The sequence below is a fragment of the Streptomyces violaceusniger Tu 4113 genome, from assembly GCF_000147815.2.
In the GTDB taxonomy this organism is placed as follows: domain Bacteria; phylum Actinomycetota; class Actinomycetes; order Streptomycetales; family Streptomycetaceae; genus Streptomyces; species Streptomyces violaceusniger_A.
Map to the genome: position 1 here is coordinate 9710202 of NC_015957.1, position 24141 is coordinate 9734342.

Below are 24141 nucleotides of genomic sequence, written 5' to 3' on the forward strand. Positions count from 1 at the left end.
GATGTCCGGGGCTGCTGCCAGACTGTCTCCCATGCGCATTGTGGTTCTGGCAGGCGGTATCGGTGGCGCCCGTTTCCTTCGCGGTCTGATGTCGGCGGCTCCGGACGCCGACATCACCGTCATCGGGAACACCGGCGACGACATCCACCTCTTCGGCCTCAAGGTCTGCCCCGACCTCGACACCGTGATGTACACCCTCGGCGGTGGCATCCACGAGGAGCAGGGGTGGGGCCGGGCCGACGAGACGTTCACCGTCAAGGAGGAGCTGGCGGCGTACGGGGTGGGGCCCGAGTGGTTCGGCCTCGGCGACCGCGACTTCGCCACGCACATAGTCCGTACGCAGATGATCGGCGCGGGCTATCCGCTGAGCGCCGTCACCGAGGCGCTGTGCGCCCGGTGGCAGCCGGGGGTGCGGCTGCTGCCCATGACGGACGACCGCGTCGAGACCCATGTCCTGATCGACGACCCGGACGGCGAGAGCCGTAAGGCCGTCCACTTCCAGGAGTACTGGGTGCGGCTGCGCGCCTCCGTGCCCGCCCACGCCGTCGTCCCCGTCGGCGCCGACCAGGCCAAGCCGGCGCCCGGCGTCCTGGAGGCCATCGCCGACGCCGACGTCGTCCTCTTCCCGCCGTCCAACCCGGTCGTCAGCGTCGGCACGATCCTCGCCGTGCCCGGCGTGCGCGAGGCCATCGCCGACGCCGGGGTCCCGGTCGTGGGCCTGTCCCCCATCGTGGGCGACGCGCCCGTGCGCGGCATGGCCGACAAGGTGCTCGCCGCCGTCGGCGTCGAGTCCACCGCCGCCGCCGTCGCCAAGCACTACGGCTCCGGGCTGCTGGACGGCTGGCTCGTCGACACCGTGGACGCGGGCGCGGTCGACGAGGTCGAGGCCGCCGGGATCCGCTGCCGGGCGATCCCGCTGATGATGACGGACCTTGAGGCCACGGCGGCGATGGCGGCCGCGGCGCTGGTGCTGGCGGAAGAGGTGCGGGGATGAGCGCGTTGCGGGACGGGGTGGAGGGCGTGCCGGGTGGCGCGTCGCACGAGCTGCCGTCGTATCAGGTGTGGGCCCTCCCCGGTATGCCCGAGGTGCGGCCCGGTGACGACCTCGCCAAGCTCATCGCCGACGCCGCGACCTCCGGCGGTCTGCCGGGGCTCGCGCACGGCGATGTGCTGTTGGTCACCTCCAAGATCGTCAGCAAGGCGGAGGGGCGCGTCGTCGAGGCGACCGACCGCGAGGCGGCCATAGACGCCGAGACGGTGCGGGTCGTGGCGCGACGCGGCCGCACCCGGATCGTCGAGACCCGCCACGGCCTGGTCATGGCCGCCGCCGGGGTCGACGCCTCCAACACGCCTTCCGGGACGGTCCTGTTGCTCCCCGAGGACCCCGACGCCTCGGCGCGGGCGATCCGGGCCGGGCTGCGGGAAGTGCTCGGCGTGGAGGTCGGCGTCATCGTCACCGACACGTTTGGTCGACCGTGGCGGACCGGGGTCACCGACGTCGCCATCGGGGCGGCGGGGGTGCGGGTCCTGGACGATCTGCGCGGCGGCGTCGACGCGTACGGGAACGCGCTGAGCGCGACCATCGTCGCCACCGCCGATGAGCTGGCCGCGGCGGGTGACCTGGTCAAGGGCAAGGCCGAGGGGTTGCCGGTGGCGGTACTGCGGGGGCTTCCGCAGGTGGTGGCGTTCGAGGGGCTGGACGACGGGTCTGACGGGCTCGGCGGACCGGATGGGCCTGGCGAAGGGCTCGGTGAAGGGCTCGATGAAGAGCTCGGTGAAGAGCTCGATGAAGGCGCGCGGGCGTTGGTGCGCGGTGCCGCGGACGACATGTTCCGGCTGGGCACCTCCGAGGCCGTACGGGAGGCCGTGACGCTGCGCCGTACGGTCCGGGAGTTCACCGACGAGCCGGTGGACGGCGCGGCGGTGCGGCGCGCGGTCGCCGCCGCCGTCACCGCGCCGGCGCCGCACCATACGACGCCATGGCGCTTCGTCCTGCTGGAGTCGGAGGAGTCACGGACGCGGCTGCTGGACGCGATGCGGGAAGCGTGGATCGCCGACCTGCGAGGGGACGGCTTCTCGGAGGAGAGCATCGCCAAGCGGGTGCGGCGCGGGGATGTGCTGCGCAAGGCGCCGTACCTGGTGGTCCCCTGCCTGGTCGCGGATGGCGCCCACAGCTACCCCGACCCGCGGCGGAACACGGCGGAGCGCGAGATGTTCGTGGTCGCGGCGGGCGCCGGGGTGCAGAACCTGCTGGTCGCGCTGGCGGGTGAGGGGCTGGGGTCGGCGTGGGTGTCGTCCACGATGTTCTGCCGCCCGGTGGTGCGTGAGGTACTGGGCCTGCCGGACGACTGGGACCCGATGGGCACGGTCGCGGTGGGCCAGGCGGCAGTTCCGCCGAAGGCACGGCCGGAGCGGGGGGTCGAGGGGTTCGTGGTGGTGCGGTAGGACGTCGGGTCCGGGGTTTCCGGGGTTGTGCGGGTGCGCTGAGCGGAGGGGTTGCGCGGGCCGGTTGTGCGATGGGGTTGTGCGCGCGGGGGCAGGGGGGCGTGCGTTGTGCGGGGTGGGGGCACGGGTGCGGGAGCGTTTGCTGGAGTGCGCCGCGGGGTTGCCCTTGGGACGGGGCGCCCTTGGGTGCGCGGTGGCGTGTGTGGTGGGTGCCGGGTGCGGGGCCTCCGGGGCGGCGCCCTGGACCGTATATTTACGGCGCCATTGACCGGGGGCGTTGAGTGTGCCGGAGATCGGCGCCACAAATACACGTAAGCGTCCAGGACACCACCCCTGCGACCCCGCCCCCTCCCGCCGTCTCGCGGCTGCCCGCCGGTGGCACCGGGGCGCCTGTCCGTCTCGCGTTCCGCCCGCGGGCCGGGTGCTGGGCGGGCGTGGGAGCGACCCCAATCCCCTACCGTCGTCTTGCGACCGCCCGCCGGTGGCACCGGGGCACCTGTCCGGCGCGCGTTCCGCCCGCGGGCCGGGTGCTGGGCGGGCGTGGGAGCGACCCCAATCCCCTACCGTCGTCTTGCGACCGCCCGCCGGTGGCACCGGGCACCTGTCCGGCGCGCGTTCCGCCCGCGGGCCGGGTGCTGGGCGGGCGTGGGAGCGACCCCAATCCCCTACCGTCGTCTTGCGGCCACCCGCCGGTGGCACCGGGCACCTGCCCCGCGTTTCAGCCTGAGGGCCGCCGGATGGACGAGGGGAGTGCCCCTCCGGCCGCCGCGCGGCCACCCGCCAGTGGCACAGGCCGCTTCCCCGGCTTCGGACCGCCCGGAGGCGCTGGGCCGGGGGGAACGGCCCCGTCCTCTCCCGCTGCATCGACGACCAGGCCCCGGTGGCACAGGCCGCCTGCCCGTCCCACGTCCAGCGCCGGGGGTGCGACCCCCGCCCCCTACCGCCGTCCCGCGACCACCTGCCAGTGGCACGAGCCGCCTGTCCGGTTCCGGATCGCCCGAGGACGGGTGTGCCCTCGCTGGCGACCGGCCTCCAGGGGCCGAGTGTTGGGCGGGGGTGGGCGCCGGCCCTGCGTCCTCCCAGTTCCTCGGCGAGTGGGCGCCAGGGGCACACCCCCGGGGCGGGGGAAGTGCGGATTGGGTGGGTCGTAGGGTGGCGGGGTGTGTGTGAGACGTACCTGGCGCCCTTCGGGGCCCTGCGACCTCGCGCGTAACCTCGGCGTGCTGCAGCGAGGCCCAGGGGATCCCGCGTTTCAGGTCGGCGCGGACGGCGCCTTCTGGCGGGCGAGCCGGACGCCGGCCGGGCCCGGGACCATGCGGATCGCGCGCAAGGGTGCGGAGGTCGAGGGCCGGGCCTGGGGGCCGGGCGCGGAGTGGCTGCTGGACGGCCTGCCCGCCCTCCTCGGGGCGGACGACGACCCGACCGCGTTCGTGCCCCGCCATCGGCTCGTCCACGAGGCGCACCGCCGCCACCCCGGTCTCCGGCTCATCCGCACCGGGCTGGTCCTGGAATCCCTGATTCCGTCGATCCTGGAGCAGAAGGTCACCGCCGTCGAGGCGTACCGCGCCTGGCGGCTGCTGCTTCAGCGGCATGGCGAGCCCGCGCCCGGTCCGGCCGAGGGGATGCGGATGCGGGTCATGCCCGATCCGCGTACCTGGGCGCTGATCCCGTCGTGGGAGTGGCACCGCGCGGGCGTGGACACCAAGCGCTCCTCGACGATCCTGCGGGCCGTCCGGGTCGCCCGACGGCTGGAGGAGGCCACGTCCATGGACCTCGCCACCGCCTCCGCCCGGCTGCAACTCATCCCGGGCATCGGGCCCTGGACGGCGGCCGAGACCCTGCAGCGCAGCAATGGCACCCCGGACGCGATCACGGTCGGGGATCTGCATCTGCCGCAGATCGTCGGCTACGCGCTCACCGGAGAGCGGGGTGCGGACGACGAGGCGATGCTCGAACTCCTGGTCCCCTACGCGGGCCAGCGCTACCGCGCGACCCGGCTGATCCTCCTGTCCGGCCGCACCCCACCCCGCCGTGCCCCCCGCTTCGCGGTCAGGGACTTCCGGACGATGTAGCTCCCGGGCCCCAGTCACATCCGAGGGGCTCCGCTCCTCAAACGCCGGAGGGGCTGAATGCACGGCCCCCGGGCCGAACGCGAGACGGACAGGCGCCCCGGTGCCACCGGCGGGCAGCCGCGAGACGGCGGGAGGGGGCGGGGTCGCAGGGGTGGTGTCCTGGACGCTTACGTGTATTTGTGGCGCCGATCTCCGACCAACTCAACGCCCCCGGTCAATGGCGCCGTAAATATACGGTCCAGGGCGCCGCCCCGGAGGCCCCGCACCCGGCACCCACCACACACGCCACCGCGCACCCCACCTCGCGTCCAAGGGCAAGCCCGCCCGACCGGCACCCCCGTCACTGGTCGGACGAGAAGCGGACCGCCCCCGCCGGGATGTCCGCGCCGCACCACACGCGTACGCCGTCCCGCAGCTCGTTGTCCGGGCCGACCAGCGCGCCGTCCCCGACCACCGCGCCCTGCAGCACCGTACGGGCGCCGATGCGCGCGCCCGCGCCGACGAGCGAATCGCGCACCTGGGCGCCCTCCTCCACGACGGCGCCCTCCAGCACCGTGCTGCCGTCGATGCGCGCGCCCGCGCCCACCCGGGCCTGGGGGCCGATGACCGTGCCGCCGGTCAGCTTGGCGTCGCCCGCGACCGAGGCGCTGTCCAGGACGAGGCGGTCACCGCAGCGTCCCGGTACGGCCGGGGAGGGGGCCCGGCCCAGCACCAGGTCCGCCGAGCCGCGGACGAAGGCCTGGGGGGTGCCGAGGTCGAGCCAGTACGTGGAGTCGACCATGCCCTGCAGATGCGCGCCCGCGGCCAGCAGACCGGGGAAGGTCTCGCGTTCGACGGAGACGGGGCGGTCGGCGGGGATGGTGTCGATGACCGAACGGTTGAAGACGTACGCGCCCGCGTTGATCTGGTCGGTGACGATTTCCTCGGGGGTCTGCGGCTTCTCCAGGAAGGCGGTGACCCTGCCCTGTTCGTCGGTGGGCACCAGCCCGTACGCGCGGGGGTCGGGGACCCGGGTGAGGTGCAGGGAGACATCGGCGCCCGTCGTGCGGTGGTTGTCGACGAGGGCGCGGATGTCGAGGCCGGTGAGGATGTCGCCGTTGAAGATCAGCACCGGGTCGTCGGGGCCCGAGCGCAGCCGGGAGGCGACGTTGCGGATGGCGCCGCCGGTGCCGAGGGGTTCCTCCTCCGTGACGTACTCCAGGTGCAGGCCGAGCGCGGAGCCGTCACCGAAGTACGGCTCGAAGACCTCCGCCAGATAGGAGGTGGCGAGCACGATGTGCTCGACCCCGGCGGCGCGGGCGCGGGCGAGTTGGTGGGTCAGAAACGGAACGCCGGCCGCCGGGACCATCGGCTTGGGAGTGTGCACCGTCATCGGGCGCAACCGGGTTCCCTTGCCGCCGACCAGGAGGATCGCCTCTGGCGATGGCGTTGCTGGCGCAATGGTCACGTAACGTCTCTGCTTCCTGCTGGGGCTCGCCGGTCGGCGGCCAGTGTATGCAGATCCCCGGACCACGCCTGATCAGCGCCCCTGGAGGCGGGCGGCTGTCTTCCGTACCGAACCGAGCTTCTTGTAGAGGTCCTTGCCCGGGCACTCGGTGGCAAAGCCGTCGCGGTGACCTGCGATCACATGGAGCTTTACGCTGGCGCCCTTTTTGTACTTGTTGCCGCCGCCGGACACCAGATGCGTGGTGCCGCGCGGATTTCGCTTGAAGAGGCCCAGTTTCCACGCGGTGAGCTTGGCGATGGCCTTGACCGCCTTGGCGGGGGGCTTCTTGGCGGAGAAAGTACCGAGGACAGCGACACCCATGCTGTTGGTGTTGAAGCCCAGGGTGTGCGCTCCGCGTACGGCTTTGGTGACACCGCCGGAGCGGCCTTCGTAGATTTTTCCGCACTTGTCGATGGTGAAGTTGTAGCCGTAATCGCGCCATCCCAGGCTCTTCACGTGGTAACGGTAGATACTGCGCATAACGGAGGGCGCCTGGGAGCAGCGGTACTTATTGCCCGTCACGGTGTGGTGGATGAAGGCGACCTTCACGGTCTTGCTGTAGACGTGGCCCGTTTCACGGATCTTCTCGTCGGCGCCCCAGCCCGCGCGGGTGACGATGCTGGGCCGCGGCGCGCTGTAGCGGGCGGCGTTCGCCTTGGTCGCCTCCTCGGCGAGTGCGTTGGGCGGCGGGGTGATGGAGCTGGGCGGCGAGGTGGGGGGTGTGGAGTGGGTGGAGTGGGTGGAGGGGTACGGCAGCGGCTTGGCGGATGACCCGGCGGGTCCGGGGGACGGCTTCGCGGACCACCTGGAGGGCAAGGACGGCTCGACGGATGGCCTGGAGGGCCTGGGAGACGGCCTCGCGGACCACCTCGAGGGCCGGGAGGGTGGCTGGGCGGACACCCCCGAGTGCCCCCAGGACGGCTTCCCGGACGACCCCGCCGACGGTCTCGTGCCCGGCGCGGCACCCCCCGGCGCCGATACGGCACCCGGCTTCGCGGCAGCCCCCGCCGTCGGCACCGGATGTGCCGGAAGGGCGCGCAGTACGGCCCGGTCCGGGGGTGGCGGCGCCGGGGCCTCGCCGGGGTCGATCAGCTCCAGCCGCAGCCCGGACGGCAGCGCCGCCGACCGGGCAGCCGCACCTGCGCCCACGCCCGCACCAGCGCCCCCGTCCGCCACCGCCACCCCCTCCTCCGGCCGCACCCGCGCCTGCACGCCGTCCGAGTCGCCCACCCACAGCGGCGCCGTGCCGCCGTGGGCCCGTACCCCGCGGAGTTCGGGCGAGTCGGGGTCGGGGCCGTCGTCCCCGTACGGGAGCAGCTCGCGCCATGGGGACCACTCGCCGCCGACCGCGCGGGTGCGGACCTGTACCCGGCCGCGGAGGTCGGCGGAGGGCTGGTCCCAGACGACGCCGACGAGCGAGAACGGCCGTACGCGCGACGCGGCGACCCCCCGGTCGGCCGGGGCCGGTGCCGGAGCGTCGCCACCGGATGCGGCCAACCCCCGGTCGAGTCCGTCCGCCACGAGCGGAAGGAGCGGCAGCGACTGCGTGGAGCCGGAGCCGAAGGAGGTTGCGGCGGTCCGCTCGGCCCGGGCATGTGCGGGGCCGGGATAGACGGCGAGGGGCAGGGCGAGGGCGGCGGTGCACGCGACGCCGATCGAGGATGCCAGGTATGCACGCATGATTGAAATCGTCTACATAGGGGGACAAACCTGTCCATTCGGAAGAGCTGACACGTCGCGGACCGTTCGCTGACCCAAGCCCCACCGGCCCCGTCCGCGCCGCATCTTCGGCGCGTAGTCTTGCGCGCGTGAACGCCACCGATCGCACCCCCGCCGACCTGCTGGGATCCGCGCTCGCCGCGGACCCGGCCCGCCCGCTCGTGACCTTCTACGACGACGCCACGGGCGAACGTGTCGAACTCTCCGTGGCCACCTTCGCCAATTGGGTGGCGAAGACCGCCAATCTGCTCCAGGACGATCTGGCCGCAGCGCCGGGCGAGAGATGCGCACTGCTGCTGCCCGCCCACTGGCAGACCGCCGTGTGGCTGGTGGCCTGCTCCTCGGTCGGGGTCCTCGTGGACATCGGGGGCGACCCGGCCTCCGCCGATCTCGTCGTCAGCGGCCCGGACACCCTCAAGGAGGCACGGGAGTGCTCCGGTGAGCGGGTGGCGCTGTCGCTGCAGCCGCTGGGCGGCCGGTTCCCCCAGCTACCGGAGGGGTTCGCGGACTACGCCGTGGAGGTGCCCAGCCAGGGCGACCGCTTCGCCCCGTACTCCCCCGTGGACCCGGAGGCGCCCGCGCTTGCCGTCGGCGGTGTGGAGCTGACGAGCGCGGAGGTGGTGGAGCGGGCGCAGGCCGACGCCGCCGCGCAGGGGCTCGGGCCCGGTTCGCGGATCCTCTCGGGGCTGCCGTACGACGGCTGGGAGGGACTGTCGTACGGGCTGTACGCACCGCTGGCCACCGGCGGTTCAGTGGTGCTCTGCCGCCATCTGGACCGGCTGGACGAGAAGGGGCTGGCGGGGCGCAAGGAGAGCGAGCGCGTCACCGCCACCATGCCCTGAGGCCACAGCCACGGCCACGCCCCCTGGGGCCGACCACCCCACCCCGAGAACACCCAGAGACCCCGCAACCTCCCCGCCCCGGACCCCACGCCCCCCCTTCCCACCCCTGACCCGTCCGGCGGACCGCGGGCCGAGTCCACGGGCCGCGTCGCCCACCCCGCGCGATGATCTACGGATACGTACAACCATGTACGGGCTTCGCATGTCTGTTCCGTTAATCGGCATCCCGGCATGCGATGCCGCTCCGCCCCCCGGGCGGAAGACGGGTGGGAGGACGCGGACGTGACGACCGACAGCTCTGAGCCTGCGCCGAGACGCAGGCGCCGCTGGCCGCGTGTTCTCGCGCTGGGCGTGGCCATGCTGGTGCTGTCGGTCGCCGGGGCGGGGTGGTGGTTCTACGAGCGCCTCGACGGCAATATCCGTACCGATACCCGGACCGCGGACGAGCTGAGGAAGTACGAGGCCGAGCGGCCGGTATCGGTGGTGCGGGACGCGCAGAACATCCTGCTGATCGGCTCCGACAACCGGGGCGGCAAGGGCAACGGCAAATACGGCAAGGACACCGGCACCCAGCGCTCGGACACCACGATCCTGCTGCATCTGCAGGCCGGTGGAAAGAGCGCCACCGCCGTCTCCATCCCGCGCGACCTGATGGTGGACATCCCGGCCTGCGACCAGCCGGACGGAAAGCGGACCCAGGCCCGATTCGCCCAGTTCAACTGGGCGTTCGAGGCCGGTGGCGCGGCCTGTTCGATCCGCACCGTCGAGAAGCTGACCGGGATCCGCGTCGACCACCATCTGATCGTGGACTTCAGCGGCTTCAAGCGGCTGGTGAACGCGGTCGGCGGGGTGGAGATGTGCCTGAAGGAGCCCGTGGACGACGATGACGCGCATCTGAAGCTGCCCGCGGGCCGTCAGGTCCTCCACGGGGAGCAGGCGCTGGGCTATGTGCGCGCCCGGTACAGCATCGGCGACGGCAGCGACACGGAGCGCATCGGCAGGCAACAGGAGTTCATGGGCTCGCTTGTGAAGAAAGTGCAGAGCAATGGTGTGCTGCTCAATCCGGCGAAGCTGTATCCGGTGCTCAACGCGGCGACGTCCTCGCTGACCACGGATCCGGGGCTGGATTCGCTCAAGGATCTGTACGCGCTGGTGCGCGGGGTGCGGGACATCCCGCGGGAGAAGATCCGGTTCCTCACGATTCCGCAGCAGCCCTACACGTACAACAAGAACCGGGATGAGCTCGTCCAGCCCGACGCCGACCGCTTGTTCCGGCAGTTGCGGCTGGATCGCCCGGTGCCGGTGGCCCACACCGTCACGGCCTCGACGGGCGGCGACCAGAAGGCCGGCAACCTCAGCCCGTACCAAGGGACGACGGCCGCGCGAGGCATCTGCGAGTAAAAGCACGTTAAGGGCGGGCCACGAATCGTGAAGGATGAGATAAGGATTGGGCAGATTGCCCAGTTGTAGGGAAGTGGAATGTGTCACCGGCGTCGCTTGACGCTGATCCGGGCGGATAGTGTGAGCGATCCGGTGCGCTCTACGAGGTGGCCGCGCACTGCACGAAGACAGCTGGAGCGCCTTGAGGGGGAGGCGCCGCGTGGCACCGACGGAGGACACAAACGACCGTGGACGCGCAAGGCCCTGGCGGGGCGGGTGACTTGGACCCAGCCGATCAGTGGGTGTTCGACCCGAACACGGGCAATTACGAGCTGCGGCTGAACGCCGCCGAGACATCGGCGGACGACACCACGGAGCTGCGACGGGTCTCCAGATCGTCGAGCCGTGACGGCGCCACCGACTCCGAGCCCAGGGGGCGCCGGCGGGCGGCCAAACGGGAGTCGGAGAAGGAAAAGGAGAAGGCGACGGGCCCGGTCAGCCGTCGCAAGCCGAAGCCGAAGAAGTCGAAGACGAAGAAGGCGCTGTACTGGGGCAGCGGCACCCTGGCCTTCCTGCTCGTGGGCGGTTCGGCCGCGGCGTACTTCGTCTATCAGCACCTCAACAACAACATCAGCAAGGTCGACGTCGGCGAGAACAACGCCGCGGTCTCCGACGGCCCGATGAACATCCTGCTGATCGGCACCGACCGGCGCGACGGCAAGGGCAACGAGGGGTACGGCGACGCGGGGAGCGTCGGTCACGCCGACACCACACTGCTCTTCCATGTCTCGGAGGACCGGTCCAACGCGACCGTGCTGTCCATTCCGCGCGACATGATCACCGACATCCCGAACTGCCGTACGAAGCAGAAGGACGGTGCCTTCAAGAGCATCCCGGGCGAGTCGGAGGTGCGCTTCAACACCAGCCTGGGCCAGGAGGGGCGCGACCCCGGCTGCACCTGGCAGACGGTCGAGAAGCTCACCGGGCTGCAGATCGACCACTTCATGATGGCCGACTTCAACGCGGTCAAGGAGATGTCCTCGGCGGTCGGCGGGGTCGAGGTGTGTCTCGCCAAGGACGTCAACGACCCCAAGTCGCATCTGAACCTCAAGAAGGGGCGCCATACGATCCAGGGCGAGGAGGCGCTGGCGTTCGTCCGGACCCGGCACACCGTCGGCTTCGGCGGCGACCTGGACCGGATCAAGCTCCAGCAGCAGTTCCTGAGCTCGCTGATGCGCAAGATGAAGGACAGCGGGACGCTCACCAGCCCGGGCAAGATGTGGGGCCTGGCCCAGACCGCCACCAAGGCGCTCACCGTGGACACCGGGATCGGCACCGTCAACAAGCTGGCCTCGCTGGGGAAGAACCTGAGCAAGGTCGACCTCAAGAACGTCACCTTCGCGACCGTCCCGGTCGTCGACAACACCGACGGTGCGACCGTGCTGCTCGACAAGACCAAGGCCGAGCCGCTGTTCTCCATGGTCCGCCAGGACGTGTCCCTGACCGAGGTCAAGAAGAAGGAGAAGGCGGCCAAGGACGAGCAGGCGGCACGGCTGAAGGGGCCCAAGTCCGATCCCGCCGATGTCCGGGTCAAGGTGCTCAACGGCAGCGGGCAGTTCGGCGCCGCCCAGGAGACCGTCGACTGGATGCAGAACACCGAGGGGATGCTCCTCACCAGCAACGGCGGAAACGCTCCGTCAGAGCTGAAGAAGACGACGCTCGAGTACGCTCCCAACCAGGCCGACCAGGCGCGTCGGCTGGCCGACAGCATGGGGCTGCCCGCCTCCGCCATGAAGGAAGGCACGAAGGACGCCGAGCCGAAGGCGGAGATGAGCCTGACGCTGGGCGCGGACTTCAAGGGCGCCGGCACACCGATCTCCGCTCCGGCGAAGGCGCCGAAGGACATTCAACGGGTCGAGGCCGACGACAAGAACGTCTGCGCCAAGTGACCGTCGCCGGCCTGGGGAACCCGGGCCGGACGGCATAGAGAACTGCGGGGAGGGCTCGATGGGGCAGAGCAGTGTGCGGGGGCGGGGGGAGAGAGGGCGGCGGGCCGCCGTCCCCGAGCCCCGCGAGCCCGGTGAGGACGGCAGCCCGCCGGAAGAGGAGCGCCCCGCGTCACCGGACGCGGGGCGCCGCTCGAGCGGTGGAGGGCCGAACAGCAACCGGCGGCGCGGCAAGGAGCCGCCGAAGCGCAGTCGCGGGGTGCGGATCCTGCGCTGGACCGCCCTGACGCTGGCCGTGCTGGTACTCGGCGCGGCCGGCGCCGGATACTTCTACTACGAACATCTGAACGGGAATCTCCGGAAGGAGGATCTGGACCTCGGGGACAGCAAGATCGGCAAACCCGAGCCGAACGCCGCCGGCCAGACCCCCCTCAACATCCTGCTCATAGGCTCCGACGGCCGGAACACCGCGGAGAACGTCAAGCTCGGCGGGGCCAAGCAGGACGCGGACCGCAAGCCGCTGGGCGATGTGCAGATGCTGGTGCATGTCTCGGCCGACCGCAGCAACATGTCGGTGGTCAGCATCCCGCGCGACACCCGGGTGACCATCCCCCAGTGCACCGATCCACACGACGGAACGGTGTATCGGAAGACCGAGGGGCCCATCAACGAGTCGCTCCAGAACGGCGGTCCGGGCTGCACGGTCGCCACCTGGAAGGAGCTCACCGGCGTCTACATCGATCACTTCATGATGATCGACTTCTCCGGGGTGGTCTCCATGGCCGACGCCATCGGCGGCGTCCCGGTGTGCGTGAAAAACAACGTGTACTCCCATGACAGCAAGGGCCATGGCTCCGGGCTGAAGCTGACCAAGGGCACCCACAACGTCAAGGGCGTCCAGGCCCTCCAGTGGCTGCGCACCCGCTACGGCTTCGAGGACAACACCGACATCGGCCGGGCCAAGGCCCAGCACATATACATGACCTCGATGATCCGCCAGCTCAAGTCGGGCACCAAGCTGAGCGACCCGGGCAAGCTGATGGACCTCGCGGAGGCCGCCACCGAGGCGCTGACCGTCGACCATGGCCTCGGCACCGTCAAGAACCTGTACGACCTGGGCAATGACCTCAAGCGGGTGCCGACCAAGCGCACCACCATGATCACCATGCCCTGGGAGTACGGCGGCGGCGGGGAGTACGTACTGCCCAAGCCGGGCGACGCCGAGCAGACCTTCTCGCTGCTGCGCAACGATATAGCGCTGGACGGCAAGGACAAGAAGAAGCCCGACGCCACCCCGGCGCCCACCGAGCCCAAGGAGCAGCTCCCGGTGGTGGTGCAGAACGGCACCGCCAGCACCGTACTGGGGCCGGTCTCCGGCCGGGCCTCGGTCATCACCTCCGAGCTGGCGCGGCTCGGCTACGCCAAGGCCACCGCGAACACGGTGCTCATCTCGCAGGCCGACACCACCGTCCTCTACCCGGGCGAGGACCGGCAGGGCGACGGCCTGGCCGTGGCCAAGGCGCTGAAGCTGCCGAAGTCCGCGGCGAAGTCGTCGACGTCGGTCCAGGAGATCACCGTGGTGGTCGGCAACGACTGGCGCGAGGGCACGACCTATCCGAAGGCGGCGACGGACGACGCCGACAAGACGCCCGAGAGCGCGGACGCGCTCAACGGCGAGCAGAAGGGCTGTATGAAGGTCAACCAGGGCTACACCTTCTGACGCCCCCGTGACGGCACGACGAAGGGGCCGGACCAGCAGCGGGTCCGGCCCCTTCGCGTAGGGCTACGAGGCCATGACCGCCGGGCGGCGGCTGGCGATGACCCGCTTGGCGAGCGCCCGCGGGCTGGTCAGAAAGCCCCAGCCCCAGGACATGTGCATGGTCGCGAGCGCCACCGGGACCCGCAGCCGGGCCATCACCGGCAGCCCCTTGCCCGCCGGAACCGAGCCCGCGACGATCGCGGCCAGATAGCCGCCGGGGATCACGAAGGCCCAGGGGGTGACGGCCGCGCCCACCACGATGCCCGCCGCGATGGCGACGACGGCGGTCGGCGGGGCGAGATAGCGCAGATTGATCGACCCCTGGTGGAAGCGGGCGACGACATGGCGCCAGCGCCCGTAGTCCTTGTACTGCTTGGCCAGGGCCCGCACGCTCGGCCGCGGCCGGTAGGAGACCTTCAGCTCGGGCGAGAACCAGACCAGCCCGCCGGCCTCACGGATCCGGAAGTTCAGCTCCCAGTCCTGGGCGCGGATGAACTCCTCGTTGTAGCCGCCCTGTTGCTCCAGCGCCTCGCGCCGGAAGACGCCCAGATAGACGGTCTCGGCGGGGGCCGCGTCACCGCCGGTGTGGAAGGCCGCGTTGCCCACGCCGATCTTGGAGGTCATGGCGGCGGCGACGGCCTTCTCCCAGTCGTTCTCGCCCTCGGCATGCATGATCCCGCCGACGTTCTGCGCGCCGGTCTCCTCCAGGAGCCGCACGGCGGTCGCGATGTAGTCCGGCGAGAGCATGCCGTGGCCGTCGACCCGCACCACCACCGGATGGCGGGATGCCTTGATCGCCGCGTTCAGGGCGGCGGGGGTGCGGCCCGTGGGGTTGGGGACCGTATGCACCCGGGGGTCCTCCGCCACCAGTTCGGCGGCGATCTCGTCGGTACGGTCCGCGGACGGGCCGAGCGCGATCACCACCTCCATCTCACCGTCGTACTCCTGCTCCAGGATGTGCCGCACGGCATTGCGCAGATGGCGTTCCTCATTGAGCACCGGCATGATCACGGAGACGGCCGGGAGCTGATGCGGGGGCATGGCACCTCGGGGTTCGGGGGCCGGGCCCCAGGAGACTGGGGGTGGGGCCCCAAAAGGCTGCGATATCGCGCCCACGTTACCGCGAATGGTGGACACCGGAACGCGCCGCCCGGGTGGCAGCGCGCCACACGGGCGGCGTGGGGCCGTCAAAGCGATCGTCGTATGGGCCTACGGTGAGGCGGTTCCGCCCAGCCCCCCCCGTTCACGGAGGTCCCCGGAGTGAGTGCACCGGCCCGATCGCCGCGCCCGCCGCGCCCCCGCTCCCGCCGCCCGCGCTGGGGGCTGCGGCTCGCCCCAGGCGGCGCCTGTCTGGTGCTGGCGGTCAGCGGCATCGGGCATCTGCTGGTCAGTGAGCTCGAATCCGGGATCCACCGGGTGGATGCCTTCGGCGGCCTGGACAACCGGCCGAAGAACACCGGTGGGGGCGTCAACTTCCTCGTGGTCGGCACGGACGGGCGGGAGAAGATCACGCCTCGGGAGAAGGCGCTGTACCGGCTGGGCGGAGCCCCCTGCCGCTGCACCGACACGATCATGCTGATGCATCTGTCGGCCGACCACCGCCGGATCAGCGCGGTGAGCCTGCCGCGCGACTCGTACGCCCAGATCCCGGCGTACACCGACGCCACCGGCAAGCGCCATCCGCACCATCCGCGGAAGCTCAACGCCGCGTACGCCGAGGGCGGGCCGAGCCTGACCGTGCGCACCGTGGAGCATCTGACCGGCATCCACATCGACCACTACCTCGAGGTGGACTTCACCAGCTTCATGAAGACGGTCGATGTGCTCGGCGGGGTCAAGATCTGCACCGCGCGGCCGCTCAAGGACGATCACACCGGGCTTGACCTGGCGGCCGGCACCCATGTGCTCAACGGCGGCCAGGCGCTGCAGTACGTCCGCTCCCGGCATGTCGACGGCACCTCCGACCTGGGCCGGATCCAGCGGCAGCAGCGCTTCCTGGCCGCCGTGGTCCACCAGACCACGGCCGGTGGCATCCTGCTCAACCCGGTGCGGTTCAACCGGGTGGCCGGGGCTCTGCTGGGCTCGGTCCGCGCCGACCACGGCTTCGGGGCGACGGACATGGTCGCCCTGGGGCGGGCGATGAGCGGCGTCACCCCCGCGTCCTCGGAGTTCGCCTCGGTCCCGGTGATCCTGCCCGGCGTCCCGGTGAAGGGGGCCGGCTCCACGCTCCGCTGGGACCAGGCCAAGGCCGAGCGGCTCTTCACCACCCTCCGCGAGGACCGGCCGCTGGTCGCCCACCGCCCGAAGCGTTCCGGCGCCACCCCGGTCGACGTGGACCCGGGCCGGGTCCGGGTCCATGTGCTCAACGGCACCGATACGGCGGGGCTCGCCCGCCATGCGGACCGCGCGCTGCACGCCACCGGCTTCGCCACCACCGGCTCCCCCGCCGACGCCGCGACCCCCGACGTACGGCGCACGGTGATCGCGTACGACCCCGTCTGGGACCGCTCGGTGCGCTCGCTGGCGGCCGCGCTGCCCGGGGCCCGGCTGAAGCCGGTGGTCGGGCAGGGTGCGGTGATGCAGATCACGATCGGCGCGGACTACACGGATGTGCGGCCGGTCCGGGTCGAGAAGCCGCGGAGCGACACTGCCGGGTTCGGGGCCATCACCGGCGACGAGGTCGTCTGCCCCGAGGGCGCCACTCGCTCCCTCTGACCCGAGGGGTCACCCCCGGCCGGCGTCCTCGGTGTCGTCGTCGGCGCGCGGGGCGACGCGCTGGGCGCGGAGTTCCTTGATCGCGCGGCGGCGGGCCAGCCGGTGGGTACGGCGGATCTCGGCCTCCTGGTAGCGCCGCTTGTCCCGCTCGGTCTCCGGGATGACCGGGGGCACCGGCCGGGGCTTGCCGTCGGCGTCGACGGCGGCGAAGACCAGATAGGCGCTGCCGACCTGGGTGGCGGGCGTGGACTCGTTCCACCGCTCGGCCAGCACCCGCACCCCGATCTCCATGGAGGACCGGCCGGTCCAGTTGACCTGGGCCTTCACATGAACGAGGTCGCCGACTCTGACCGGTTCGAGGAAGACCATCTCGTCCATCGACGCGGTGACCGCGGGCCCCTCGGAGTGGCGTCCGGCGACCGCTCCGGCCGCGTCGTCCACCAGTTTCATGATCACGCCGCCGTGGACGGTGCCGAGGAGATTGGTGTCACTGCCCGTCATGATGTGTGACAGCGTGGTACGGGAGGCGGAGGTGGGCTTTCCCGGAAGCTCCGGTTCCGCACCGTGGGCCTGATTGGTCATGCCCTCCACCTTATGCGGACCACATTCTTATCAGGTCTGCAACAGCCGTGCTCCGATCCGGCCCCCGCCCTGTAAGGCGACCCACCCGACCAGGCACACTGCCTTGCATGAGCGAATGGCCCCAGGGATCGACCGGCGACCGCAGCGGCCGGTACGGACGTGGTAGCGGCAGCCCCGAATCAGAGGGGGTACGCGCCATGCCGCAAGTGAGGCGCCCGGCGCCCGGTGCGGGCGGTCAGCCGCCCTACAACGAGCCGCCACTACCGCCCGACCTCTCGCCCCACGGCACCATTCCGCGGCAGCAGGCGTCCCAGGGCTATGACGACTACGACGACGGCTACAACACCGGGCAGGTCTACGGCCACGGCAACGGCGGGCCCGGCGGCGGCGACCCCCACGGCCCCGGCGGTCCGGGCGGCCCCGGCCCGCGTCCGGTGAGGCCGAAGAACTGGAAGCGCCGGATAACCATCGGCCTGGTCACCCTGATCGTCCTGCTGCTCGCCGTCGGCATCGGCACCTACTTCTGGGCCGACTCCAAGCTCCGCCGCGAGGTCGACCTCAGCAAGGTCGAGGACCGGCCGGGCGGCGGCCAGGGCACCAACTACCTGATCGTGGGTTCGGACAGCCGCGAGGGCATGTCCGACGCGGACAAGAAGAAGCTGCACACCGGCTCGGCCGACGGCCGCCGCACCGACTCCATGATCCTTCTCCATGTCGGTGCGAACGGGAACACCATGGTCAGCCTCCCGCGTGACTCCTGGGTCACCATCCCGGCCTTCACTGGCTCGGAGAGCGGCAGGCGGATCCCGCAGAGCCAGAACAAGCTGAACGCGTCGTACTCCTCCGAGGGCCCCGGGCTGCTCGTCCGCACGATCGAGTACAACACCGGCCTGAAGATCGACCACTACGCGGAGATCGGCTTCGACGGCTTCGCCAGCCTCGTGGACGGGGTCGGCGGCGTCGACATCGACATCCCGCAGGACATGAAGGACAAGAAGTCCGGCAATGACCTGAAGAAGGGCAAGCAGACGCTGAACGGCCAGCAGGCGCTCGCCTTCGTCCGGCAGCGCTACGGCCTCGCCGGCGGCGACCTGGACCGCACCAAGAACCAGCAGAAGTTCCTCTCCGCGCTGGCCAACAAGGCGGCCTCGACCGGCACGGTCATGAACCCCTTCAAGCTCTACCCGACGATGGGCGCCGGCCTGGACAACCTGGTCGTCGACAAGGACATGAGCCTGTGGGACGTGAAGGACATGTTCTTCGCGATGAAGAGCGTCTCCGGCGGTGACGGCAAGCAGATGAACATGCCGATCTCCAACCCCGGCCTGGCCACTTCCAAGGGCAGCGCCGTGCAGTGGGACATGGGCAAGGTCAAGCAGCTCATGGGCGAGCTGAAGAACGACGACACGGTCACGGTCTCCAGCAACTGAGCAGGGCAATACAGAAAAGACCGCTGCCGGGACCCGGCAGCGGTCTTTTCTGTCGTGACGGGTTACGGCAGGTTGCGCGCCATCACGATGCGCTGGACCTGGTTGGTGCCCTCGTAGATCTGCGTGATCTTGGCGTCGCGCATCATCCGCTCGAGCGGGTAGTCACGGGTGTAGCCGTAGCCGCCGAGGAGCTGGACGGCGTCCGTGGTGATCTCCATCGCGGCGTCCGAGGCGTAGCACTTGGCCGCGGCGCCGAAGAACGTCAGGTCCTCCTTGCCGCCTCCGGCAAAGACCCGCTCGGACTTGGCCGCCGCCGCGTAGGTGAGCTGCCGGGCGGCCTCCAGCTTCATGGCCATGTCGGCGAGCATGAACTGGACGCCCTGGAAGTCGCCGATCGGCTTGCCGAACTGCTTGCGCTCCTGGACGTACCCCTTGGCGTAGTCCAGGGCGCCCTGGGCGATGCCGAGGGCCTGGGCGGCGATGGTGATGCGGGTGTGGTCGAGGGTCTTCATGGCGGTGGCGAAGCCGGTGCCCTCTTCGCCGATCATGCGGTCGGCGGGAATGCGGACGTTGTCGAGATAGACCTCACGCGTCGGGGAGCCCTTGATGCCCAGCTTCTTCTCCGGGGCGCCGAAGGAGACGCCCGGGTCGCCCTTCTCGACGACGAAGGCGGAGATGCCCTTGGAGCGCTTCTCGGGGTCGGTGACGGCCATCACCGTGTAGTACTCGGAGACCCCGGCGTTGGTGATCCAGCGCTTGACGCCGTTGAGGACGTAGAAGTCGCCGTCGCGCACCGCCTTGGTCTTCATCCCCGCCGCGTCCGAGCCCGCGTCCGGCTCGGAGAGGCAGTACGAGAACATCGCGTCGCCCTTGGCGAGCGGGGCCAGGTACCTCTTCTTCAGCTCATCGGAGGCGGAGAGGATGACCGGCAGCGAGCCCAGCTTGTTGACCGCGGGGATCAGGGAGGACGAGGCGCAGACCCGGGCGACCTCCTCGATGACGATCACGGTGGCCAGCGCGTCCGCGCCGGAGCCGCCGTAGGACTCGGGGACGTGCACCGCGTGCAGATCGTTCGCGACGAGGGCGTCGAGCGCCTCCTGGGGGAAGCGGGCCCCCTCGTCGACCTCTGCCGCGAAGGGGGCTATCTTCGCCTCGGCGAGAGAGCGGACGGCGTCCCGGAGCATGTCATGCTCCTCGGACGGCCGGTACAGTTCGAAGTCGTTCACCGAGGACGCCAAGCCTCTCACTCCCCAAGAGTGCTAACTACCGTTAAGTAACTGAATTCTAGGGGCGACGCCCCGGCAGGTATACGTGAGTTACCCGACAGAGTCGGCTGAGCCCGTCCCGTGGTCCCGACTATGCTCAGGCACCGCATCTGCGATCGACCGTTCTGGAGCACTGCATGGCCATCAAGATCACTGTGATCGGCACCGGCTACCTCGGCGCCACCCACGCAGCGGCCATGGCGGAACTGGGCTTCGAGGTGCTCGGCCTCGACATCGTGCCCGAGAAGATCGCGATGCTCACCGAGGGCCGGGTGCCGATGTACGAGCCCGGCCTCGAGGACCTGCTGCGGCGCCACGTCGCGGGGATCGAGGGCGCCACCGGGCGGCTGCGCTTCACCACCTCCTACAAGGAGGCCGGGGAGTTCGGCGACATCCACTTCATCTGCGTGAACACCCCGCAGAAGCACGGCGAGTACGCCTGTGACATGAGTTACGTCAACGCCGCGGTGGACTCGCTCGCCCCGCATCTGCGCCGCCCCGCGCTGGTCGTGGGCAAGTCCACGGTGCCGGTCGGCAGCGCCGACCTGCTCGCGGCCCGACTGGCCGAGCTGGCCCCGGTGGGGGCGGACGCGGAGCTCGCCTGGAACCCGGAGTTCCTGCGCGAGGGCTTCGCCGTCCAGGACACCCTCCACCCGGACCGGATCGTGGTCGGCGTCGCCGGCGACCGGGCCGAGAAGCTGCTCCGCGAGGTGTACCAGACGCCCATCGCCGAGGGCTCGCCCTTCGTGGTGACCGACTTCCCGACCGCCGAGCTGGTGAAGGTCGCGGCCAACTCCTTCCTGGCGACGAAGATCTCCTTCATCAACGCCATGGCCGAGGTCTGCGAGGCGGCGGGCGGCGATGTGGTCAAGCTGGCCGAGGCCATCGGCTACGACGAGCGCATCGGAAGTAAGTTCCTGCGGGCCGGGATCGGCTTCGGCGGCGGCTGTCTGCCCAAGGACATCCGGGCCTTCATGGCGCGCGCCGGTGAGCTCGGCGCCGACCAGGCGCTGACCTTCCTCCGCGAGGTCGACTCGATCAATATGCGGCGCCGCGGCCACATGGTCGAGCTGGCCCGCGAGGCCGTCGGCGGCAGCTTCCTGGGCAAGCGGGTCGCCGTGCTGGGCGCGACCTTCAAGCCGGACTCGGACGATGTCCGGGACTCCCCCGCACTCAACGTGGCCGGTCAGATACAGCTCCAGGGCGCCCAGGTCACCGTCTTCGACCCCAAGGGCATGGAGAACGCCCGGGCCCTCTTCCCGACCCTCGCCTACGCGACGACGGCGGCCGAGGCGGCGCAGGGCGCGCATGCGGTGCTGCATCTCACCGAGTGGCGCGAGTTCCGCGAGCTGGACCCGGCGGCCCTCGGCAGCGTCGTCGCCGAGCGCCGCATCCTGGACGGGCGCAACGCCCTGGACCCCGACCACTGGCGCGAGGCCGGCTGGACCTACCGCGCGCTGGGGCGCCCGCTGGCGTAGCCGCCGCCCTCCCCCGACGTAACCGTCGCCCCCGCCGGACATGCTCCGGCGGGGGCGACGTCGGGTCGGTTTCAGCGGCGGGGGCGGTGGCCGCGTTCCTGCTGCGGGGGCTTCTGGCCGGCGCCCGGCAGGGTCGGCTCGGGAAGGTTCTCGACGTCCTTCTTGGCCTGCTCCAACTGCTCGGCCGTGTCGTCCGGCAGCTTCGGCGGCTTCGGCGCGACGTGTGAGAAGCCGAAGGCCGAGGTCAGGTCGCCGAAGGTGCGGCGGCGCCACTGGCTGATGTTCGGCTCCTCGACCCCGGTCAGCCGCTCCAGGAACTGCAGCACCGAGGTGTGGTCGAACGCCTGGCCCGCGGCCCAGCCGCCCACCGTCCACGGCGAGACGATCAGGCAGGGCACCCGGAAGCCGCCGCCGATGGGCAGGCCGCCCACGAACTCGTCCACGGTCCCCTGCTTGGGGGTGGGCGGCGGGACATGGTCGAACAGACCGTCGCTCTCGTCGTAGTTGAGGTTGACTTCGTCCCCCTCCTGAAAGAGGGGGATTCCTACGGCTCGCGCCGTGGGGTTTCCTGCTTCATCGCCGACTGCCCGCCCGGAGAACTCCGTTGAGGTCTTACACCGGCTCCACAGGCCGACACCGCCAGCCCGGCGGCCAAGATGTTTCGCGCCGCATTCACGTCGCGGTCGTGGGTCACGCCGCAGCGGCACGTCCAAGTGCGGACGCTTAGCGGCATCGCGTCCTGCACAGTTCCACAGTTCGAGCACAGTTTGGAAGAGGGGAACCAGCGGTCGAGCGCGATCACCTCGCGGCCGTACCACTGGGCCTTGTACTCCAGCATGCCGCGGAACCGCGACCATGCCGCGTCGCTGATGGCACAAGCGAGCTTGCCGTTCCCCATCAGGTTGCGAACGGCGAGGTCCTCGATCACGATCGTTTGGTTTTCACGAACGAGCCGAGTGGTGAGCTTGTGCAAGGTGTCACGCCTGCGGTCGGCGATGCGCGCGTGGACGCGGGCCACGCGGCGGCGGGCCTTGGCCCGGTTGGTGCCGTCCCCCTTGGCCTTGCGGGACAGTTCTCGCTGGGCCCTCGCCAGACGGGCGCGGTCGCGCCGTTCGTGCCGGGGATTGGCGACTTTCTCCCCCGGTGGAGAGGGTGAGCAGGTGACCCAGTCCGGCGTCCACACCAACCGCCGCACCCGTGGCGGGAAGCGGTTTCACACCGGGGTCTTCGACCAAGAGGGAGACATACCAGCGTCCGGCCGCGTCCTGGGAGACGGTCACCGTGGACGGCACCGCCCCCTCCGGCAGGGGACGGGACCACACGATGTCCAGCGCATCCGCCACCTTCGCCAGTGTCAGCTTCCCGTCCCGGAACCGGAACGCGCTGGAGGTGTACTCCGCGCTCTTGCGGGACTTCTTCCGCGACTTGAACCGCGGGTACTTGGCCCGCCTGGCGAAGAAGTGGGTGAACGCCGTCTGGAGGTGGCGCAGGACCTGCTGCAGCGGGACAGAGGAAACATCGTTGAGATAGGCGAGTTCCTCGGTCTTCTTCCACGCGGTCAGCATCGTCGACGTCGCGTTGTAGTTGACCCGCTCGGCTTGCAGCATCCACGCCTCCGTCCGGGCCGCGAGCGCCATGTTGTAGACCTTTCGCACGCACCCGAACGTGCGCAACAGCTCGGCCGCCTGCGCATCGGTCGGATAGAAGCGGTACCGCCTGTGACTTCCTGACGGGCCGTCGGCTGGGCCGCAAAGGGGCTGTTGGTGCGTCAGGCGGCGGCGTGTGCCTCAGGTGGCGTCCGTGCCGTCCAGTTGGTCGATGGTCGCGAGGGACGGGCCGCGGGTGCTCTGCGCGGCGCGCGCCGCGTCCTCGGCACCGCGCAGCGTACGGACCGCGTTCTGCCAGGTCAGCTTGGCGAGGTCGGCCGGTGACCAGCGGCGGTCGAGGAGCTCGGCGATCAGGTTCGGATAGCCCGCGACATCGGTGAGGCCCTCGGGGGTGAAGGCGGTGCCGTCGAAGTCGCCGCCGATGCCGATGTGGTCGATGCCCGCCACCTCGCGCATATGGTCGAGGTGGTCGGCGACGGTCGACACGGTCGCCAGGGGACGCGGGTTGGCCTCCTCGAAGGCGCGCTGGACCTTCATCCCGGCGGGCGTCATCTCCAGCGGATGCATTCCATGGGCGCGCATGTTCTCGTCCGCCGCCTTGGTCCAGGCGACCGCCTCGGGCAGGACGAACTTGGGGACGAAGGTGGCCATCGCCACGCCCCCGTTGGCGGGCAGCAGCCCCAGCACATCGTCGGGGATGTTGCGCGGGTGGTCGCAGACGGCGCGTGCGGAGGAGTGCGAGAAGACCACGGGCGCCTCGGTCACCCGGAGCGCGTCCCGCATGGTGTCGGCCGAGACATGAGAGAGGTCGACGAGCATGCCCAGGCGGTTCATCTCGCGCACCACCTCCTCGCCGAAGCGGGTGAGGCCGTGCGCCTTCGGCTCGTCGGTCGCCGAGTCGGCCCAGGGGACGTTGTCGTTGTGGGTGAGCGTCATGTACCGCACGCCCAGGTCGTACAGGGTGCGCAGGGTGGCCAGGGAGCAGTTGATGCTGTGGCCGCCCTCGGCGCCCATGAGGGAGGCGATGCGGCCCTCGGTCCGCGCCGCCTCCATGTCGTCGGCGGTGAGGGCGGGGCGCAGGTCGGTCGCGTAGCGGTCGGTGAAGCGGCGGACGACATCGATCTGTTCGAGGGTGGCGCTGACGGCGGTGTCGCCGCTGAAGTCCGAGCGCACGTACACCGACCAGAATTGGGCGCCTACGCCGCCCGCGCGGAGGCGGGGGATGTCGGTGTGGGTGTACGGGGTGAGGTCGGCGGCCATGTCGCGCTGGTCGAGGTCGTAGCGGACCTGCTCGCGCAGGGCCCAGGGGAAGTCGTTGTGGCCGTCTACGACGGGGTGGGCGGCCAGCAGGTCGTGGGCTTGCGCGAGGTGATCGGTCATCCTGGCATTTTCGTATGCGGGCGGGTCGAAGTCAC

General features: G+C 70.8%; 16 protein-coding genes and 2 pseudogenes. 10 read left to right on the forward strand and 8 right to left on the reverse strand.

All coding sequences use genetic code 11. The features are described from left to right. Positions 1-31: 31 nt before the first annotated feature. The 3 genes from cofD (at position 32) to STRVI_RS39665 (ending at position 4517) form a co-directional block, all read left to right on the forward strand. Positions 32-994: a 2-phospho-L-lactate transferase gene (gene cofD, locus STRVI_RS39655; protein WP_014061198.1), complete on the forward strand. Its 963-nt coding sequence runs from the start codon at positions 32-34 to the stop codon at positions 992-994. Then, positions 991-2445, forward strand: a complete 1455-nt coding sequence (locus STRVI_RS39660; RefSeq protein ID WP_014061199.1) for a coenzyme F420-0:L-glutamate ligase — start codon at positions 991-993, stop codon at positions 2443-2445. The genes cofD and STRVI_RS39660 overlap by 4 nt, the downstream gene beginning before the upstream one ends. Before the next feature lie 1160 nt (positions 2446-3605). After that, entirely contained in the window at positions 3606-4517 is a 912-nt protein-coding gene (locus STRVI_RS39665; RefSeq protein WP_014061200.1) for a DNA-3-methyladenine glycosylase family protein, read from the forward strand. A gap of 340 nt (positions 4518-4857) precedes the next feature. On the opposite strand, the gene STRVI_RS39670 is transcribed toward STRVI_RS39665, so the two are convergent. Further along, on the reverse strand, positions 4858-5964 hold the full coding sequence (locus tag STRVI_RS39670; protein ID WP_014061201.1) for a sugar phosphate nucleotidyltransferase: 1107 nt from the start codon (positions 5962-5964) through the stop codon (positions 4858-4860). A gap of 72 nt (positions 5965-6036) precedes the next feature. Beyond that, entirely contained in the window at positions 6037-7683 is a 1647-nt protein-coding gene (locus STRVI_RS39675) for a peptidoglycan recognition protein family protein (RefSeq protein ID WP_014061202.1), read from the reverse strand. A 128-nt stretch (positions 7684-7811) separates the two neighbouring features. Here STRVI_RS39675 and STRVI_RS39680 point away from each other — a divergent pair, with 128 nt between their 5' ends. From STRVI_RS39680 to STRVI_RS39695, 4 genes are all read left to right on the forward strand, one after another. Beyond that, entirely contained in the window at positions 7812-8564 is a 753-nt protein-coding gene (locus STRVI_RS39680; RefSeq protein WP_014061203.1) for a TIGR03089 family protein, read from the forward strand. Positions 8565-8846: 282 nt separating this feature from the next. After that, positions 8847-9965: an LCP family protein gene (locus tag STRVI_RS39685; RefSeq protein ID WP_014061204.1), complete on the forward strand. Its 1119-nt coding sequence runs from the start codon at positions 8847-8849 to the stop codon at positions 9963-9965. A 227-nt stretch (positions 9966-10192) separates the two neighbouring features. Next, positions 10193-11893, forward strand: a complete 1701-nt coding sequence (locus STRVI_RS39690) for an LCP family protein (protein ID WP_014061205.1) — start codon at positions 10193-10195, stop codon at positions 11891-11893. 58 nt (positions 11894-11951) lie between these two features. Beyond that, on the forward strand, positions 11952-13610 hold the full coding sequence (locus tag STRVI_RS39695) for an LCP family protein (protein ID WP_014061206.1): 1659 nt from the start codon (positions 11952-11954) through the stop codon (positions 13608-13610). A 63-nt stretch (positions 13611-13673) separates the two neighbouring features. Here the strand turns inward: STRVI_RS39695 and STRVI_RS39700 are convergent, their stop codons facing one another. After that, positions 13674-14690: a glycosyltransferase family 2 protein gene (locus tag STRVI_RS39700; protein ID WP_014061207.1), complete on the reverse strand. Its 1017-nt coding sequence runs from the start codon at positions 14688-14690 to the stop codon at positions 13674-13676. Between the two features lie 219 nt (positions 14691-14909). On the opposite strand from STRVI_RS39700, the gene STRVI_RS39705 reads away from it, so the two are divergent. Further along, complete coding sequence (locus STRVI_RS39705) at positions 14910-16364, forward strand: LCP family protein (RefSeq protein ID WP_014061208.1); 1455 nt, start codon at positions 14910-14912, stop codon at positions 16362-16364. Positions 16365-16373: 9 nt separating this feature from the next. Here the strand turns inward: STRVI_RS39705 and STRVI_RS39710 are convergent, their stop codons facing one another. Further along, positions 16374-16946, reverse strand: a complete 573-nt coding sequence (locus tag STRVI_RS39710; RefSeq protein ID WP_014061209.1) for an acyl-CoA thioesterase — start codon at positions 16944-16946, stop codon at positions 16374-16376. Positions 16947-17053: 107 nt separating this feature from the next. Here STRVI_RS39710 and STRVI_RS39715 point away from each other — a divergent pair, with 107 nt between their 5' ends. After that, on the forward strand, positions 17054-18376 hold the full coding sequence (locus tag STRVI_RS39715) for an LCP family protein (protein ID WP_063644330.1): 1323 nt from the start codon (positions 17054-17056) through the stop codon (positions 18374-18376). Positions 18377-18438: 62 nt separating this feature from the next. Here the strand turns inward: STRVI_RS39715 and STRVI_RS39720 are convergent, their stop codons facing one another. Further along, positions 18439-19614 (reverse strand): acyl-CoA dehydrogenase family protein, encoded by a 1176-nt coding sequence (locus STRVI_RS39720; RefSeq protein ID WP_014061211.1) that lies wholly within the window; start codon positions 19612-19614, stop codon positions 18439-18441. Between the two features lie 164 nt (positions 19615-19778). Between STRVI_RS39720 and STRVI_RS39725 the strand changes: the two genes are divergently transcribed. After that, positions 19779-21119 carry a UDP-glucose dehydrogenase family protein gene (locus STRVI_RS39725; protein WP_014061212.1) on the forward strand — a complete coding sequence of 447 codons (1341 nt, stop codon included), beginning with the start codon at positions 19779-19781 and terminating at the stop codon, positions 21117-21119. Between the two features lie 71 nt (positions 21120-21190). Here the strand turns inward: STRVI_RS39725 and STRVI_RS39730 are convergent. The 3 genes and pseudogenes from STRVI_RS39730 to STRVI_RS39740 form a co-directional block, all read right to left on the reverse strand. Next, positions 21191-21628 (reverse strand): annotated as a pseudogene (locus tag STRVI_RS39730) (alkaline phosphatase family protein); the annotation flags it as partial. A gap of 35 nt (positions 21629-21663) precedes the next feature. Beyond that, positions 21664-22891, reverse strand: a pseudogene (locus STRVI_RS39735) (RNA-guided endonuclease InsQ/TnpB family protein). Between the two features lie 15 nt (positions 22892-22906). After that, entirely contained in the window at positions 22907-24106 is a 1200-nt protein-coding gene (locus STRVI_RS39740) for a dipeptidase (protein WP_014061213.1), read from the reverse strand. Between the last annotated feature and the right edge of the window lie 35 nt (positions 24107-24141).

What these genes read in the sequence shown, in the direction of transcription:
- cofD (WP_014061198.1), top strand. Translation starts at nt 32, where the DNA reads ATGCGCATTGTGGTTCTGGCAGGCGGTATCGGTGGCGCCCGTTTCCTT.
- STRVI_RS39660 (WP_014061199.1), top strand. Translation starts at nt 991, where the DNA reads ATGAGCGCGTTGCGGGACGGGGTGGAGGGCGTGCCGGGTGGCGCGTCG.
- STRVI_RS39675 (WP_014061202.1), bottom strand. Translation starts at nt 7,683, where the DNA reads ATGCGTGCATACCTGGCATCCTCGATCGGCGTCGCGTGCACCGCCGCC.
- STRVI_RS39695 (WP_014061206.1), top strand. Translation starts at nt 11,952, where the DNA reads ATGGGGCAGAGCAGTGTGCGGGGGCGGGGGGAGAGAGGGCGGCGGGCC.
- STRVI_RS39700 (WP_014061207.1), bottom strand. Translation starts at nt 14,690, where the DNA reads ATGCCCCCGCATCAGCTCCCGGCCGTCTCCGTGATCATGCCGGTGCTC.
- STRVI_RS39710 (WP_014061209.1), bottom strand. Translation starts at nt 16,946, where the DNA reads ATGACCAATCAGGCCCACGGTGCGGAACCGGAGCTTCCGGGAAAGCCC.
- STRVI_RS39715 (WP_063644330.1), top strand. Translation starts at nt 17,054, where the DNA reads ATGAGCGAATGGCCCCAGGGATCGACCGGCGACCGCAGCGGCCGGTAC.
- STRVI_RS39725 (WP_014061212.1), top strand. Translation starts at nt 19,779, where the DNA reads ATGGCCATCAAGATCACTGTGATCGGCACCGGCTACCTCGGCGCCACC.
- STRVI_RS39740 (WP_014061213.1), bottom strand. Translation starts at nt 24,106, where the DNA reads ATGACCGATCACCTCGCGCAAGCCCACGACCTGCTGGCCGCCCACCCC.